The sequence below is a fragment of the Aeromonas dhakensis genome (assembly GCF_000820305.1).
Classification (GTDB): Bacteria; Pseudomonadota; Gammaproteobacteria; order Enterobacterales; family Aeromonadaceae; genus Aeromonas; species Aeromonas dhakensis.
Window position 1 is genome coordinate 163,937 of the sequence record NZ_CDBH01000069.1, and the last position, 15,819, is coordinate 179,755.

General features: G+C 62.3%; 14 protein-coding genes. 8 read left to right on the top strand and 6 right to left on the bottom strand.

Features of this window, described 5'->3' with window-relative positions:
- Nucleotides 1–20 precede the first annotated feature (20 nt).
- A complete protein-coding gene (locus tag BN1143_RS20750) occupies nt 21–377 on the bottom strand; it encodes a DMT family protein (RefSeq protein WP_005302630.1) in 357 nt (118 codons plus the stop codon).
- A gap of 113 nt (nt 378–490) precedes the next feature.
- Between BN1143_RS20750 and BN1143_RS20755 the strand changes: the two genes are divergently transcribed.
- The 3 genes from BN1143_RS20755 to BN1143_RS20765 all read left to right on the top strand — a co-directional run bounded on the left by BN1143_RS20755 (nt 491) and on the right by BN1143_RS20765 (nt 3,101).
- Nucleotides 491–1,222 carry a substrate-binding periplasmic protein gene (locus BN1143_RS20755; RefSeq protein WP_024942579.1) on the top strand — a complete coding sequence of 244 codons (732 nt, stop codon included), beginning with the start codon at nt 491–493 and terminating at the stop codon, nt 1,220–1,222.
- Between the two features lie 99 nt (nt 1,223–1,321).
- Nucleotides 1,322–2,329 (top strand): vitamin B12 ABC transporter permease BtuC, encoded by a 1,008-nt coding sequence (btuC, locus tag BN1143_RS20760; protein WP_042052043.1) that lies wholly within the window; start codon nt 1,322–1,324, stop codon nt 2,327–2,329.
- Entirely contained in the window at nt 2,316–3,101 is a 786-nt protein-coding gene (locus tag BN1143_RS20765) for an ATP-binding cassette domain-containing protein (protein WP_042052045.1), read from the top strand. Before btuC ends, BN1143_RS20765 begins: the two co-directional genes overlap by 14 nt.
- A gap of 79 nt (nt 3,102–3,180) precedes the next feature.
- Here BN1143_RS20765 and BN1143_RS20770 read toward each other — a convergent pair whose 3' ends face one another.
- The gene (locus BN1143_RS20770; protein ID WP_010633543.1) at nt 3,181–4,242 is read right to left on the bottom strand and encodes a 3-deoxy-7-phosphoheptulonate synthase; all 1,062 of its coding nucleotides are present in this window, start codon (nt 4,240–4,242) and stop codon (nt 3,181–3,183) included.
- Between the two features lie 156 nt (nt 4,243–4,398).
- Here BN1143_RS20770 and BN1143_RS20775 point away from each other — a divergent pair, with 156 nt between their 5' ends.
- On the top strand, nt 4,399–4,779 hold the full coding sequence (locus BN1143_RS20775; RefSeq protein ID WP_005302618.1) for a diacylglycerol kinase: 381 nt from the start codon (nt 4,399–4,401) through the stop codon (nt 4,777–4,779).
- A 207-nt stretch (nt 4,780–4,986) separates the two neighbouring features.
- Here BN1143_RS20775 and serA read toward each other — a convergent pair whose 3' ends face one another.
- The gene (gene serA / locus BN1143_RS20780) at nt 4,987–6,219 is read right to left on the bottom strand and encodes a phosphoglycerate dehydrogenase (RefSeq protein ID WP_005302616.1); all 1,233 of its coding nucleotides are present in this window, start codon (nt 6,217–6,219) and stop codon (nt 4,987–4,989) included.
- A gap of 143 nt (nt 6,220–6,362) precedes the next feature.
- Between serA and BN1143_RS22695 the strand changes: the two genes are divergently transcribed.
- Complete coding sequence (locus tag BN1143_RS22695; protein WP_164673755.1) at nt 6,363–6,533, top strand: hypothetical protein; 171 nt, start codon at nt 6,363–6,365, stop codon at nt 6,531–6,533.
- A gap of 45 nt (nt 6,534–6,578) precedes the next feature.
- Here BN1143_RS22695 and rpiA read toward each other — a convergent pair whose 3' ends face one another.
- From rpiA to BN1143_RS20800, 3 genes are all read right to left on the bottom strand, one after another.
- Nucleotides 6,579–7,232, bottom strand: a complete 654-nt coding sequence (gene rpiA / locus BN1143_RS20790; protein ID WP_017766696.1) for a ribose-5-phosphate isomerase RpiA — start codon at nt 7,230–7,232, stop codon at nt 6,579–6,581.
- Nucleotides 7,233–7,417: 185 nt separating this feature from the next.
- On the bottom strand, nt 7,418–8,017 hold the full coding sequence (locus tag BN1143_RS20795) for a 5-formyltetrahydrofolate cyclo-ligase (RefSeq protein WP_017780749.1): 600 nt from the start codon (nt 8,015–8,017) through the stop codon (nt 7,418–7,420).
- 128 nt (nt 8,018–8,145) lie between these two features.
- Entirely contained in the window at nt 8,146–9,480 is a 1,335-nt protein-coding gene (locus BN1143_RS20800; RefSeq protein WP_042052047.1) for a Na+/H+ antiporter NhaC family protein, read from the bottom strand.
- A 310-nt stretch (nt 9,481–9,790) separates the two neighbouring features.
- Between BN1143_RS20800 and dapB the strand changes: the two genes are divergently transcribed.
- The 3 genes from dapB (at nt 9,791) to carB (ending at nt 15,679) form a co-directional block, all read left to right on the top strand.
- Nucleotides 9,791–10,603 (top strand): 4-hydroxy-tetrahydrodipicolinate reductase, encoded by an 813-nt coding sequence (dapB, locus tag BN1143_RS20805; RefSeq protein WP_042052049.1) that lies wholly within the window; start codon nt 9,791–9,793, stop codon nt 10,601–10,603.
- Nucleotides 10,604–11,289: 686 nt separating this feature from the next.
- Nucleotides 11,290–12,426 carry a glutamine-hydrolyzing carbamoyl-phosphate synthase small subunit gene (carA, locus tag BN1143_RS20810; protein ID WP_017785950.1) on the top strand — a complete coding sequence of 379 codons (1,137 nt, stop codon included), beginning with the start codon at nt 11,290–11,292 and terminating at the stop codon, nt 12,424–12,426.
- 16 nt (nt 12,427–12,442) lie between these two features.
- Complete coding sequence (carB, locus tag BN1143_RS20815; protein ID WP_042052050.1) at nt 12,443–15,679, top strand: carbamoyl-phosphate synthase large subunit; 3,237 nt, start codon at nt 12,443–12,445, stop codon at nt 15,677–15,679.
- Nucleotides 15,680–15,819 lie beyond the last annotated feature (140 nt).

The following is a 15,819-nucleotide window of genomic DNA, read 5'->3' on the forward strand; positions in this document are numbered from 1 at the left end:
ATGTTATTGAGTGTACAGCGTCAGGCGCCGGTGAGTTTCTCGCGAAAGACAAAAAAGACTGCGCCCAGGATGCAGAGGCCAGCCCACAGGTAATCCCATTTCAGATCCTCTTTCAGATAGAAGATGGAGAAGGGGACGAACACGGTGAGGGTGATCACCTCCTGCAGGATCTTGAGCTGGCCGACGGAGAGCACGGTATGGCCGATGCGGTTGGCGGGTACCTGCAGCAGGTATTCGAACAGCGCTATTCCCCAGCTCACCAGGGCGGCGATGATCCAGGGTTTGTGATTCATACTCTTGAGGTGGGCGTACCAGGCGAAGGTCATAAAAACGTTGCTGCACAGCAGCAGGCCGATGCTGGTAAAGATAGGGTTCATTAGGTTCTCCTTTAAAATCAATCGCATTTTATCGCCGAACCATGGGTTCTCATAAGTGGGGCGGCAGGGTATTTTTAATCCATCAAGGATGAAGAGACAGAGGGTTGTACGAGATGGGCAAGACAAGCTGGGGTGTGCTTGGTCTGCTGTTTGCCTGCCAGGTGCACGGTGCGCCGACCCTGACGGTAGCCACCGATGTCTGGCCACCGTTTCGAATTGAAATGCCGGACGGTCGGCTGGGCGGACTGGACATGGATATCTTGCAGCAGTTGCAGCGGCGCAGCGGCATCCGCTTCGAAGTGAAGCAGGTTCCCTGGGGGCGGGCGCTCAAACAGATGCAGACCGGTCAGGTGGACCTGATGATCGGGCTGGCCATGACGGCGGAGCGGGCGACCTTCATCGACTATCTGCAGCCGGCCTATTACCAGTGCCGGCCCGCCTTCTATGGCAAGGGGACTGAGGTCTCGACCCTGCGCAGCTATGCCGATCTGCAGGGGCACAGGGTGGGTTACGTGCTCAATTCGGCCTATTTCGAACCGTTCGATTCCGACAGCCGGCTCGACAAGCACGGGGTGCCCACCGAGGAGCAGCTGCTGCGCATGGTGCAGCGCGGCCATCTGCCCTTGATGATCGGCACCGACTGCCAGGTGGACTATGCCCTGAGCCGGGGCAAGGAGGCGGGGCTGCGCAAGGCAGCCTACCAGCCATCCCAGCCCGTGGTGCTCTATCTGGGCATGAGCAAGCGCTCCCCCCACCAGGCGCTGCAGCAACCGCTGGCGCTGGCCCTGCAGGAGCTGGTGGCAAGCGGTGACATCGCCACCCTCGCCAAGCCTTACCAGCCTTGACCTTGGGTGGTAACACGCTGTTATCATGACTTTTTCATGCTGGTGCCCGGTGGCTGACGCCGCCCGGGCACGGGTCACTCTCACCTTCGGGGAGCCTCTGTGTATCTCTCTTTGCTCGCCCGCCAGCAGCGCTGGCAGCGGCGCTGGTTGCTCGGCCTGCTGCTGCTGACCCTGGCGCTGTTTCTCTTCTCCCTGATCTGGGGCGAATTCCTGCTGTTGCCCTGGCACCCCTTGGGGGAGCTCGAGCAGCGCATTCTGCTGGAGCTGCGTCTGCCGCGCGCCCTGCTGGCCCTGCTGGCGGGGGCTGCGCTCGCCTGCGGTGGCGCCGTGCTGCAGGTGATGCTGCACAACCCGGTGGCCGAACCCGGCCTGCTCGGCGTCTCGAGCGGGGCGGGATTGGCCGCCATGGTGGCGATGGCGGTGGCCAAGGCCCTCGGCGTCTATCTGCCGGGCTGGGGGTTGTCGCTGGCAGCCTTCGGTGGCGCCCTGCTGGTGACCATGCTGCTGATACGGCTGGCGCGCCGGGCCCGGCTCGGTCACGCCAGGCTGCTGCTGTTCGGGGTCGCCATCGGCATCCTCAGCAACGCCGCCATGACCTGGCTGATGTACTTTGCCGATGACGGCTCCTTGCGTGAATTCATGTTCTGGATGATGGGGAGCCTCGCCTATGGCAGCCAGCAATTCGCCTGGTGGTGGCTGCTGTTCCCCCTGGCCCTCGGCTGGCTTGGCTGGCAGGGCAAGGCGCTGCAGCAACTGCTGCTGGGAGAGACCCAGGCCCGCCTGATGGGGCTCGATGTGGACAAGATGCGGGTGCGGCTGGTGCTGGCGGTCTGCTTGCTCACCGGGATGGCGGTGGCACTGTGCGGCGTCATCGGCTTCGTCGGGCTGGTGGTGCCCCATCTGCTGCGCCTGTGCGGCGGCAGCGATCAGCGCTTCCTGCTGCCCGCCTCGGCGCTGGGGGGCGGCGCCCTGCTGCTGGCGGCCGATCTCATCGCCCGCTCCGCCCTGCGAGCGGGGGAGCTGCCCATCGGGGTCATCACCGCCTCGGTCGGCGCTCCGCTCTTTATCTATCTGTTGTTGAGGCAAGATGCCCATGCCAGCACCTGATCACCTCGGGGGTCAGCCTCCCTTGCTGGCGGCCCGCGCCCTCGCCGTCGCCAACCGGCTCGCCCCCCTCGACCTTGCCTGGCAGGGGGGCCAGCTGGTGGCCCTGCTCGGCCCCAACGGCAGCGGCAAGTCGACCCTGCTCGGCGCCCTGGCCGGCCTCTTGTCAGGGCAAGGGGAGGTGCACATCGGCGGCGAGTCGCTGGCGGACTTGAGCTGGCCGGAACTGGCGCAGCGGCGCGCCATGCTGCCCCAGCGCCAGCCCCAGCTGTTCCATATCCCGGTGTTTCAGGTGCTGAGCCTGGGGCTCGATGAGGCTCAACCTGCGGCCAGACAGAACGAGGCTATTCAGGCGCTGTGCCAGGCGCTGGAGCTGGAAGCCTTGCTGGCGCGGGATTTCAGCCGGTTGTCTGGTGGGGAGCAGCAGCGGGTGCTGATCGCCCGCACCCTGCTGCAGGTGTGGCCGAGCCTAAACCCGGGCGAACGGATACTGCTGCTGGACGAGCCGCTGGCCGGGCTCGATCTGCACCATCAACTGGCGCTGCTGCGGCTGCTCAAGCAGCTGGCCGGGCAGGGGCTGCTGGTGGTGCTCGCCATTCACGACATTAACCTGGCCATCGACTGGGCCGATCGCCTGCTCTGTCTGCAACAGGGGCGGGTGGTACGGGAGGGGGGCGTCGAGCTGGTGGACGAGGCGCTGCTGGCACAGGTATTCCAGATCAAGACCGAGCGCATCGAGGCGGGTGGCCGGGTCTGGTTTATGCCCAGTTTGTAGGAGCGGGGCGCGGCCTAGTCGGCCGCCCAAGAAAAAGGGGCCAGTATCGAACATACTGGCCCCTTTGCTTATTGGCTGTTCAGCCCAGCTTGTGCAGGCGCACCTGGGCGGCCTCGGCCAGCATGGCCAGCAGGGTTTCGGTATCGCTCCAGGAGAGGCAGGCATCGGTGATGCTCTGGCCGAAGGTGGCGGCGCAGCCGTTCTCCACGTCCTGCCGCCCTTCCACCAGGAAACTCTCGGCCATGATGCCGGCGATGCCGGTGCGGCCGCGGCGCAGCTGATCGCAGATGTCCTGCGCCACCAGCAGCTGGCGACGGTGATCCTTCATGCTGTTGCCGTGGCTGAAATCCACCACCAGCCGCTCGGGCAGGCCAACGTCGGCCAGCGCTTCGCAGGCCTCGTCGATGCTGGCGGTGTCGTAGTTGGGTCTGTGGCCGCCGCGCAGGATCACGTGGCCATAGGGGTTACCGGCGGTGCGGTAGATGGTCATCTTGCCGTCCTTGTCCGGGGAGTAGAAGATGTGGCTGTGACGGGCGGCGCGCACCGCATCGATGGCGATGCGGGTGTTGCCGTCGGTGCCGTTCTTGAAACCGACCGGGCAGGAGAGGGCGGAGGCCATCTCGCGGTGTACCTGAGATTCGGTGGTGCGCGCGCCGATGGCGCCCCAGGTGATGAGGTCGCTGATGTACTGGCCGGTCACCATGTCGAGAAACTCGGTGGCGGTGGGCATGCCGAGGGCGTTGATGTCCACCAGCAGCTTGCGGGCCAGTTTCAGCCCTTCGTTGACGTCGAAGCTGCCATCGAGGCGCGGATCATTGATGAGGCCTTTCCAGCCGACGATGGTGCGCGGCTTCTCGAAGTAGGTGCGCATCACGATGCACAGGCTCTCTTTATACCGCTCGCGCAGGGCATTGAGGCGCAGGGCGTACTCGTGGGCGGCGGCCGGATCGTGAATGGAACAGGGACCGACGATGACCAGCAGGCGCTGATCCTCACCGGCCAGGATCGCTTCCACTTCGCGGCGGGCATCCAGCAGGTTCTGGGCTACGGTGTCGCTTAACGGGAAGGCGTGCGCCAGCTCGCTGGGAGTGATCAGGGACTCCAGGCGACGGGTGCGCAATTCATCGGTGTGAATGGACATACGACTCGATTCTCGAAATGGGTGGCGTGGGCAGTAGCGTTGACTGAGTGCCAGAAAAGGCAAAGGGATAAAATAAAGCAAAAAACCCCTGATGGAAACCTCGAGGGGCTCTGATAGGATGTGAGCCCCAAAACGATTCCAAATGAGGTAGATAGCGTGGCAAAGCCAGGGGCAACCGGGGTCACCCGCATCATCAATGCAACCGGTTACAGCATGAAGGGGCTCAAGTCAGCCTGGATCAACGAGGCCGCTTTCCGGCAGGAGCTGATGCTGATCCTGCTGCTGATGCCGCTGGCGTTCTGGATCGGCGATACCCTCGATCAGATCCTGCTGCTCATCTGCATCAGCTGGCTGGTGGTGATCGTCGAGGTGCTCAACTCCGCGGTCGAAGCGGTGGTGGATCGCATCGGCTCCGAACATCACGAGCTCTCCGGTCGCGCCAAGGATCTGGGCTCCGCCGCCGTCTTCATCGCGCTGGCCCTCAACGCCCTGGTGTGGGGCGCCCTGGTGGGTCGCAACCTGCTGGGTTGGTGGTAAGCCGGGCCTCATTTTCTGTCGCGTATTTTCCTGCTCTCTTTGCAAGAGGGCTGGATGAGGGAGGTTTCATCTCCCCCTCATCCCCACCCCTGCTCCCGTGAGGGGAGAGGGGGATAAAGGCGCAACGATGCGGATCTGCGCTGAGCATCGCAGCATAAAAAAGCCCGTCATCACGACGGGCTTTTTGCTGAACGGCTGTGAGGCTGATCAGTGCAGGATGCGGGCACGGATGGTGCCGCCGATCTCCTTGAGCTTGGCCAGCGCCTTCTCGCTGTGTTCGGTCTCCACGTCGATCACCACGTAGCCGATGTGGCTGCTGGTCTGCAGGTATTGACCGGCGATGTTGATCCCCTCGTCGGCGAAGATCTGGTTGATCTGGTTCATCACGCCAGGCTGGTTGCGGTGAATGTGCAGCAGGCGGCTGGAGCCCTTGTGACCCGGCAGGGAGACTTCCGGGAAGTTGACGGCGGAGAGGGTAGAGCCGTTGTCGGAGTATTTGACCAGCTTGTTGGCCACTTCCAGCCCGATGTTCTCCTGGGCCTCCTGGGTGGAGCCGCCGATGTGCGGGGTCAGGATCACGTTGTCCAGCCCGCGCAGCGGGGTGAGGAACTCCTCGTCGTTGGACTTGGGCTCCACCGGGAAGACGTCGATGGCGGCGCCGGCGAGGTGGCCGCTTTTGATGACGTCGGCCAGGGCATCGATATCCACCACGGTACCGCGGGAGGCGTTGATGAAGATGGCGCCCGGTTTCATCATGCGCAGCTGCTCGGCACCGATGAGATCCTTGGTGGAGGCGGTCTCAGGCACGTGCAGGCTGATGACGTCGGACATGTTGAGCAGCTCGACCATGCTCGGCACCTGGATGGCGTTGCCGAGCGAGAGCTTGTTCTCGATGTCGTAGTAGTAGACCTTCATGCCGATGCTCTCGGCGATGATGCCAAGCTGGGTGCCGATGTGGCCGTAGCCGATGATGCCGAGCTTCTTGCCACGGGCTTCTACCGAACGGTTGGCCAGTTTCTCCCACACACCGCGATGGCACTTGGCGTTCTTCTCCGGGATGCCGCGCAGCAGCAGCAGGATCTCCCCCAGCACCAGTTCGGCCACCGAGCGGGTGTTGGAGAAGGGGGCGTTGAACACCGGGATGCCGCGCAGGTGGGCGGCATCCAGGGAGACCTGGTTGGTGCCGATGCAGAAGCAGCCGATGGCCACCAGCTTGTTGGCGGCATCCAGTACCTTCTCGGTGATCTGGGTGCGCGAGCGCAGCCCTACGAAATGCACGTCACGAATACGCTCGATCAGCTCTTCTTCGGAGAGAGAGGTCTTCAGATACTCCACACTGGTGTAACCTGCGGCACGAAAGGTTTCCACTGTGTTGGGGTGAACCCCCTCCAGCAGCAGCACCTTGATTTTATCCTTGTCCAGTGAAAACTTGGCGGTCATGACGATCCCTCTATGTTTGCAAAAGTGAGTGCAGATATGGTGTGTGAAGAAAACCGTAAAGTAGCAAAAACGTTGGGGAGAGGGAATATTTGTGACGAAAGTCAAATTCTTTGAAGTTTTCAACGATAGTTGTAAACGAGGGTTTGCAACTCATTGAGCAACAAATAAAAACGGCGCCATGGGGCGCCGTCTTTCATTGCGAAGGGATCATGGGTGACCTGATCCTGTCCATCGAAGGTCAGCTGATGATCACGCCGTCCGGGGTGCCGATCACCACCACGTCAGCCCGCGGTGGGCGAACAGGCCGTTGGTGACGGTGCCGACCATGATGCCGTTGAGCTGCGTTTTGGCAGACAACCTTATTGGGTGATGACCCCGTCGGGAGTACCAATCACCACCACGTCTGCCCCGCGGTGGGCAAACAGACCGTTGGTGACGGTGCCAACGATGGCGTTGAGCTGCACTTCCAGCCCCTTGGCATCGGTGATGGCCATGCCTTTCACGTCCAGGATGTGGTTGCCGTTGTCGGTGACCACCCCTTCACGCCAGACCGGGTTGCCGCCCAGCTTCTTGATCTCGCGGGCCACGTATTCGCGGGCCATGGGGATCACTTCCACCGGCAGCGGGAAGGTGCCCAGCACGTCGACCGTCTTGGTGTTGTCGATGATGCAGATGAACTTGTCGGCCACGGCGGCGACGATCTTCTCGCGGGTCAGGGCCGCACCACCGCCCTTGATCATGTCGCGGGTGCCGTTGATCTCGTCGGCACCGTCCACGTAGACGGAGAGGGCGTCGATCTCGTTGAGGTCATACACAGGGATACCGAAGCCCTTGAGGCGTTCGGTGGAGGCCACGGAGCTGGATACCGCCCCCTTGATCTCGTCCTTCATGGTCGCCAGTGCATCGATGAAGTGGTTGACGGTAGAGCCGGTGCCTACCCCGACGATGGTGCCGGGAACCACATACTTGAGCGCAGCCCAACCGGCCGCCTTCTTCATTTCATCTTGAGTCATGATCGATCCTTTGGAAAAAAGCGGCCGCATTATATCCAAGCCGCCCCTCCAGAGCGACCACCCAGCTCACGTTCCGGGCCAAAAACCCGCAAGATGTAAATCGTTTGCCTGTTTATTGCGCCATGTCATTGCACACATGGCTGTGTCAGCAAGAGCCGCTCAGTGTGGCAAGGCCGCTTCCGGCCTCAGTCGGGAAAGTGCCAGCAGCGGCTGGGGGTGATGATCTGGGGCAGCGGCACGTCCCACTCCTCCTGCGGCACTGCGTCTACCTGCTGGCAGTCGTGGGCAATCCCCAGCGGCTTGGGGCCGAGCCTGTGCTCGTGCCAGCAGGCGAGGGTGCGATCATAGTAGCCGCCGCCCATGCCGAGCCGGTTGCCTGCCGCGTCGAACGCCACCAGGGGGGTACAAATCAGATCGAGGGTGCTGTGGGGCACCACCTGCTGCATGTCGAGCTCAGGTTCGGCGATGCCGTAACGGTTGCGGGTCATGGGGCTGGTGGCGGTGTAGCGCAAGAAGAGCAGGTGGCCCGGGGTGAAGGGGTGCAACACCGGCAGATAGACCTCCTTTTGCTGGGCCCACAGCCAGTGGATGGCGGGCAGGGGGTTGAGCTCGCCGTCGTTGGCCAGATAGAGGGCGATGCGCCTGGCCGCCATGATCTCGGGATGCTGCTTGAACTGGGCTACCAGCTGCTGGGCTGCCTGCTGCTGCTCGGCCTGGGTCAGGCTCTTTCTGCGCTGGCGGATGAGCTGGCGCAGGGATTGTCTTTCAGGCTGGGTATCCGGCATGGGGGCTCCTCTGATGAACGGGCGACGGGGCGATACGTGGATCGCGCTGGCAGGCGATCACCTTAACAAGGCCGCGCCGGGTTGAACAGCGCGGCTCGGCCGCCGGGTGGGACCCGGCGACCGCACTATCAGGCGTGGGCGGCTTTGCGCATCTGGTGCTTGACGAACACCGCCACCAGGGCGGCCAGCGCCAGCGCCATGGGGTAGAAGCTCATGCTCACCACCGCCAGCGGCGAGAGGGCGAAGATGGAGCCCAGCAGCAGCGCCTGGGCGCCCCAGGGGATGAGCCCCTGCACCACGCAGGAGAAGATGTCGAGCATGGAGGCGGCGCGGCGCGGGGTGACCCCGTGGTGATCCGCCAGATCCTTGGCCACCTTGCTGGCGACTATGATGGCCACCGTGTTGTTGGCGGTGCAGAGGTTGGTGAGGCCCACCACCCCGGCGATGCCGAGCTCGGCCGCCTTCTCGTTCTGCTCGCCGTCGTGCTGACGGGTGAAGCGGGCGATGAGGGCGCTGATGCGGGTGCTGATCCAGGCCAGTCCCCCCTGGCGTTCCATCAGGGCGCCGAGGCCGCCGATCAGCATGGAGAGCAGGAAGATCTCCTGCATGCCGGTGAAGCCCTGATAGATGTCCTTGCTGAACTGGCCGAGGGGGTAATCCCCCAGCAGACCGACCCCGCCAGCGGCCACAATGCCGAGCCCCAGCACCATGAAGACGTTCATGCCAGAGAGGGCCAGCACCAGGATCAGCAGGTAGGGCATCACCTTGAGCAGCTCGATATGGGCCTCGGTGGTGGGGGCATCCCCGACCGACCCCAGGGTCAGATAGAGCAGGATCACCCCGATGGCGGCCGGGGCGGCAATCTTGAAGTTCTCGCGAAACTTGTCCTTCATCTCGCAGCCCTGGCTGCGGGTGGCCGCAATGGTGGTGTCGGAGATGATGGAGAGGTTGTCGCCAAACATGGCGCCGGAGAGGATGGTACCCGCCATCAGCACAGGATCGATGCCGGCGGCCTGGGCCACACCCAGCGCCACCGGTGCCACGGCGCCTATGGTGCCCATGGAGGTGCCCATGGCGGTGGCGATGAAGGCGGAGATGAGGAACAGCCCTGGCAGCAGGAACCAGCCGGGGATGAGGGAGAGGCCGAGCGCGACCGTGGCATCCACCCCGCCGGTGGCCTTGGCCACGGTGGCGAAGGCGCCCGCCAGCAGATAGATGAGGCACATCGCCATGATGTTGCTGTCACCAACCCCCTTGAAGAAGGTCTCGAGGTTCTTGTTGAACCCCTCCTTGCCCAGCACCAGCGCCAGCATGACGGCGGGGAGGGCGGCGACGGGGGCGGGCAGCTGATAGAAGGCGAACTCGACCCCCTGCAGGGTCAGCCAGGTGCCGGTACCGATAAAGAGAGCAAGAAAGACCAGCAGAGGCAGCAGGGCTCTGGCGCTGGGTTGAGTCTGGATCATGTGTTCCTCGATGGTTGTACATGACCTCCCTGTCTCAGCCAGCCCGCAGTGGGGTGAGCGTGGCGGGCATCCTGCCGCTATGGGGTGCCTACAGTAGTGAGTCGCGCCCGCCCGGTCAAGATAGACGTCCAGATGGATACTGCTTTTTGTCTGGTGATTTTGTTGAATTGATTAAATCCGTGAAATATTCGGATTTTGGTAAATATATCGTTGATTTTTCGGGTGTCCGACGACGGCCACGGCGGGCTTTTCAAAGCGGGCGCAGGCTGGTAAAACGGTCTCTTTCCTTAATAGAGATGAGAGGGTGGAGATGGACAATCCGATCCGTGTGGCCGTGATGGGCTGTAATGGTCGTATGGGCAAGGTGCTGCTGGAGGCGATCAGCCATGCCGAGGGCGTGGTGGTCGGGGCGGCGCTGGAGCGACCTGGCTCCGCCGTGATCGGGCTGGATGCCGGCGAACTCAACGGGCTGGGTCGGCTCGGCGTCATCATCAGCGACAGCCTGGACAAGGTACGGGACGAGTTTGATCTCATCATCGACTTCACCCGCCCCGAGGTGACCTTGGCCAACCTGGCTTTCGCCCGGGCCCACCACAAGCAGATGGTGATCGGCACCACCGGCTTTGACGATACGGGCAAGGCGGCACTCCAGGCCGCCGCCGGCGAGATCGGCATCGTCTTCGCTTCCAACTACTCGGTGGGCGTCAACCTGGTGTTCAAGCTGCTGGAGCAGGCCGCCAGGGTGATGGGGGATTACACTGACATCGAGATCATCGAGGGGCACCACAGACACAAGGTGGATGCCCCGTCCGGCACCGCCCTCTCCATGGGGGAGGTGGTGGCCAAGACGCTGGGACGTGACTTGAAAGAGTGCGCCGTCTACGGCCGCGAGGGGATCACCGGCGAGCGGGATCGCAACACCATCGGCTTTGCCACCATTCGCGCCGGCGATCTGGTGGGGGAGCACACCGTCATGTTTGCCGACATCGGCGAGCGGGTGGAGATCAGCCACAAGGCCTCCAGCCGCCTCACCTTCGCCAACGGCGCGGTGCGCGCCGGCAAGTGGCTCAAGGGGCAGGGCGCTGGCCTCTATGACATGCAGGACGTGCTCGGCCTCAAGTAACCACATCCACTGACATCACGGCACCCGTGGTGCGCACGAAGGGCTGCCCGGCCCGTCGTCTGCTCAAAACCCCGCTCATGCGGGGTTTTTTATTGGTGATTTTGTATAAATACCGCTTACACGGTGATTTTTGCACGAAACGAGATAAATCGCCCCTCTCTGCTGTTTTACCGGATCCTGCATTGCATGAATGTCATCGGCTGGTAACGAAAATGAGCCTCAATAGCCCCTGCCAGGGCATTTTTTTACATCCATCAAAACAGACTAAAAATTCAAACTCAGAAAAACGTTTTCCATTTTTCAAGGCCACTCATCCTCCCTAAAAAAGCTGATTGCAGACGTTGAGATTTTTTATGTGAAACTTCATTGTGTTGTTTTTTAAGGATTAAAAATTGGTTTTTGTATCAATGATGGTCTCTTGGTCTGGATTGGTGGCAACTTTTGCCTTTTCTTTTCAGGGAGAGGGTTGCAAAGCAATGAAGTGCATAGATAATGGGTAATGTTGCTTGTTTATTGAATTTAGATGCATTTCGAATGAGAAAAGACGTTGAAATGCGATCGTTTTTAAGTAGAATGCGCCCAATTTGCCAGAAATCTGCCGGGTTCGAGTCCTGTCCAAGGCCGGAACCGAGCCCGCAACACCCAGGTAAATTGCTGAATTTAAAGCTAAATAACTGGAGGTTGTCTTGAATCACACTGCATTGCTAGTGCTGGAAGATGGAACTGTGTTCAAAGGCGTGTCGATAGGCGCCGAGGGATGTTCCGTTGGTGAAGTGGTTTTCAATACGTCGATGACGGGCTATCAGGAAATCCTCACCGATCCCTCTTATTCCCGTCAGATAGTCACCCTCACTTACCCCCATATAGGCAACACCGGCACCAACAGCGAAGATGAAGAGTCCAGTCAAATCCACGCTCAGGGATTGATCATCCGGGACCTTCCTATACTTGCCTCCAATTTCCGCAATCAGCAATCCCTCTCCGATTACCTCAAGTCCCACAACATCGTTGGCATCGCCGACATCGACACCCGCAAACTGACCCGCATCCTGCGCGAGAAAGGCGCCCAGGCCGGCTGCATCCTGGCCGGGAAACAGGTTGATGAAGTCTATGCCCTCGAACAGGCCCGTGCCTTCCCCGGCCTGAAGGGGATGGATCTGGCCAAAGAGGTGACGGTTGGCGAGGCGTACAACTGGACCGAGGGCAGCTGGCAGCTCGGCAAGGGGCACGTCACCCCGGATGCCGACCAGCTCAAATACCACGTGGTGGCCTACGATTTTGGCGTCAAGCGCAACATCCTGCGCATGCTGGTGGACCGCGGCTGCCGCCTGACCGTTGTGCCGGCCAAGACCCCGGCCGCCGAGGTACTGGCGCTGAACCCGGATGGCATCTTCCTCTCCAACGGCCCAGGTGACCCCGAGCCGTGCGACTACGCCATCGAGGCCATCAAGACCTTCCTTGATACCAACACCCCGGTGTTTGGCATCTGCCTGGGTCACCAGCTGCTGGGTCTGGCCTCCGGCGCCAAGACCGTCAAGATGAAGTTCGGCCACCACGGTGCCAACCACCCGGTGAAGAGCCTGGACGACAACACAGTGATGATCACCGCCCAGAACCACGGTTTCGCGGTGGACGAGAACAGCCTGCCGGAGTGCCTGCGCGCCACCCACGTCTCCTTGTTCGATGGCTCCCTGCAGGGTATCCATCGCACCGACCGTCCGGCCTTCAGCTTCCAGGGTCACCCCGAAGCGAGCCCGGGCCCGCACGACTGTGCCGGTCTGTTCGACCACTTTATTGAATTGATCAAGCAGTATCGCGCCTAAGAGGATAAAGAGAGCCATGCCAAAACGTAACGACCTTCAGAGCATCCTGATCCTCGGCGCCGGCCCCATCGTCATCGGCCAGGCCTGCGAATTCGACTACTCCGGCGCCCAGGCGTGCAAGGCCCTGCGCGAGGAGGGCTACCGCGTCATCCTGGTGAACTCCAACCCGGCCACCATCATGACCGACCCGGAGATGGCCGACGCCACCTACATCGAGCCCATCACCTGGGAAGTGGTGCGCGAGATCATCAAGAAAGAGCGCCCGGACGCCATCCTGCCCACCATGGGCGGCCAGACCGCACTGAACTGCGCACTGGATCTGGAGAAGCACGGCGTGCTGGCCGAATTCGGCGTCGAGATGATCGGTGCCACCGCCGACGCCATCGACAAGGCCGAAGACCGCTCCCGCTTTGACAAGGCGATGCGCAGCATCGGCCTGGAATGCCCGCGGGCCGGCATCGCCCACAACATGGAAGAGGCGTGGAAAGTGCAGGCCGAAGTGGGCTTCCCCTGCATCATCCGCCCCTCCTTTACCATGGGTGGCTCCGGTGGCGGCATCGCCTACAACACCGAAGAGTTCGTCGAGATCTGCGAGCGCGGCCTGGATCTGTCGCCGACCAAGGAGCTGCTCATCGACGAGTCGCTGATCGGCTGGAAAGAGTACGAGATGGAGGTGGTGCGCGATCGCAACGACAACTGCATCATCGTCTGCGCCATCGAGAACTTCGACCCCATGGGCATTCACACCGGTGACTCCATCACGGTCGCGCCAGCCCAGACGCTGACCGACAAGGAGTACCAGATCATGCGCAACGCCTCCATGGCGGTGCTGCGCGAGATCGGTGTCGAGACCGGCGGCTCCAACGTCCAGTTCGGCATCAACCCCAAAGACGGCCGCATGGTCATCATCGAGATGAACCCGCGGGTGTCTCGCTCCTCCGCGCTGGCCTCCAAGGCGACCGGTTTCCCCATCGCCAAGATCGCCGCCAAGCTCGCCATCGGTTACACCCTGGACGAGCTGATGAACGACATCACCGGCGGCCGCACTCCGGCCTCCTTCGAGCCGGCCATCGACTACGTGGTCACCAAGGTGCCGCGTTTCAACTTCGAGAAGTTCGCCGGCGCCAACGACCGTCTGACCACCCAGATGAAGTCCGTCGGCGAAGTGATGGCCATCGGCCGCAACTTCCAGGAGTCCCTGCACAAGGCCCTGCGTGGCCTCGAGACCGGCAAGACCGGCTTCGACCCCATGCTGGATCTCAACGCCCCTGACGCCCTGACCCGCATCCGCCACGAGCTGCAGGATGCCGGCAGCGATCGCATCTTCTACATCGCCGACGCCTTCCGGGCCGGTCTCTCCATGGACGGCGTATTCCGCCTGACCAAGATTGACCCCTGGTTCCTGGTGCAGATTGAAGAGCTGGTGAAACTCGAAGAGCAGGTGAAAGAGCGCGGCATGGCTGGCCTTGATGCCGACTTCCTGCGCAGCCTCAAGCGCAAGGGCTTCGCCGATGCCCGTCTTGCCAAGATCCTCGGCGTGGCCGAAGGTGAAGTGCGTAAATTGCGCGCCCGCCACAACATCTTCCCGGTCTACAAGCGGGTCGATACCTGCGCCGCCGAGTTCGCCACCAACACCGCCTACATGTATTCGAGCTATGACGAGGAGTGCGAGGCCAACCCCACCAACCGTGACAAGATCATGGTCATCGGTGGCGGCCCGAACCGTATCGGCCAGGGTATCGAGTTTGACTACTGCTGCGTACACGCGGCGCTGGCCCTGCGCGAAGACGGTTACGAGACCATCATGGTCAACTGCAACCCGGAAACCGTCTCCACCGACTACGATACCTCGGACCGTCTCTACTTCGAACCGGTCACCCTGGAAGACGTGCTGGAAATCGTGCGGGTCGAGCAGCCCAAGGGCGTCATCGTCCAGTACGGCGGCCAGACTCCGCTGAAACTGGCTCGTGCCCTGGAGGCCAACGGCGTGCCGGTGATTGGCACGAGCCCCGATGCTATCGACCGCGCCGAAGACCGCGAGCGCTTCCAGTCTGCCGTCGAGCGTCTGGGTCTCAAGCAGCCGGAAAACGGCACCGTCACCGCCCTGGAGCAGGCCGTTCTGCTGGCCGAACGCATCACCTACCCGCTGGTGGTTCGCCCCTCCTACGTGCTGGGTGGCCGTGCCATGGAGATCGTCTATGACGAGCAGGACCTGCGTCGCTACTTCGCCGAGGCGGTGAGCGTCTCCAACGAATCGCCGGTGCTGCTGGACCGCTTCCTGGACGACGCCACCGAGGTGGACGTGGACGCCATCTGCGACGGCGTGGATGTGGTCATCGGCGGCATCATGGAGCACATCGAACAGGCTGGCATCCACTCCGGTGACTCCGCCTGCTCCCTGCCGCCCTACACCTTGTCCAAGGCCATCCAGGACGAGATGCGCGAGCAGGTGCGCAAACTGGCGCTGGAGCTTGGCGTAGTGGGCCTGATGAACGTGCAGTTCGCGGTGAAAGACAATGAGATCTACCTCATCGAGGTGAACCCCCGTGCCGCCCGTACCGTGCCGTTCGTCTCCAAGGCCACCGGCGCGCCGCTGGCCAAGATTGCCGCCCGCGTCATGGCCGGCCAATCGCTGCAAGAACAGGGCTTCACCAGCGAGATCATCCCGCCCTACTACTCGGTGAAAGAGGTAGTGCTGCCGTTTGCCAAGTTCCCAGGGGTCGACCCTCTGCTGGGCCCGGAGATGCGCAGTACAGGTGAAGTGATGGGGGTGGGCAGCAGCTTTGCCGAGGCCTATGCCAAGGCGCAGCTGGGCGCCGGTCACCAGGTGCCGCGCGAAGGTCGCGCCCTGCTCTCCGTGCGCCACAGCGACAAGGAGCGGGTGGTGAACCTGGCCGCCAAGCTGCTGGAGCTGGGCTATGACCTCGACGCTACTCACGGCACTGCGGTGACCCTGGGTGAGGCGAGCATCAACCCGCGCCTGGTCAACAAGGTACACGAGGGCCGTCCGCACATTCTGGACCGCATCAAGAATGGCGAGTACACCTACATCGTGAACACCGCCGAGGGCCGCCGTGCCATCGAGGACTCCAAGCAGCTGCGCCGTGGCGCCCTGCAGCACAAGGTGGCGTACACCACCACGCTGCACGCGGCGTTCGCCACCTGCATGGCCATCACAGTCGATGCTACCGCCAACGTGAGCTCGGTGCAGGAGCTGCACCAGAAGGTCGAGAGCCAGCTGAAAAGCCGCTAAGACCGTGTGATGAAGGAGGAACGCCTCCTTCGTGACCCGATAAAACCCCGCCAGCGATGGCGGGGTTTTTTATTGGCCGAAGGCTGCGGGACAGAGGGGAAAATGCCTGGTCAGGGAACCTGAGGGAGAGAGTCACTCAA

Coding starts and splice junctions, on each gene's coding strand:
- BN1143_RS20750 (WP_005302630.1), bottom strand. CDS start 377: ATGAACCCTATCTTTACCAGCATCGGCCTGCTGCTGTGCAGCAACGTT.
- BN1143_RS20755 (WP_024942579.1), top strand. CDS start 491: ATGGGCAAGACAAGCTGGGGTGTGCTTGGTCTGCTGTTTGCCTGCCAG.
- BN1143_RS20765 (WP_042052045.1), top strand. CDS start 2,316: ATGCCAGCACCTGATCACCTCGGGGGTCAGCCTCCCTTGCTGGCGGCC.
- BN1143_RS20770 (WP_010633543.1), bottom strand. CDS start 4,242: ATGTCCATTCACACCGATGAATTGCGCACCCGTCGCCTGGAGTCCCTG.
- serA (WP_005302616.1), bottom strand. CDS start 6,219: ATGACCGCCAAGTTTTCACTGGACAAGGATAAAATCAAGGTGCTGCTG.
- rpiA (WP_017766696.1), bottom strand. CDS start 7,232: ATGACTCAAGATGAAATGAAGAAGGCGGCCGGTTGGGCTGCGCTCAAG.
- BN1143_RS20795 (WP_017780749.1), bottom strand. CDS start 8,017: ATGCCGGATACCCAGCCTGAAAGACAATCCCTGCGCCAGCTCATCCGC.
- BN1143_RS20800 (WP_042052047.1), bottom strand. CDS start 9,480: ATGATCCAGACTCAACCCAGCGCCAGAGCCCTGCTGCCTCTGCTGGTC.
- dapB (WP_042052049.1), top strand. CDS start 9,791: ATGGACAATCCGATCCGTGTGGCCGTGATGGGCTGTAATGGTCGTATG.
- carB (WP_042052050.1), top strand. CDS start 12,443: ATGCCAAAACGTAACGACCTTCAGAGCATCCTGATCCTCGGCGCCGGC.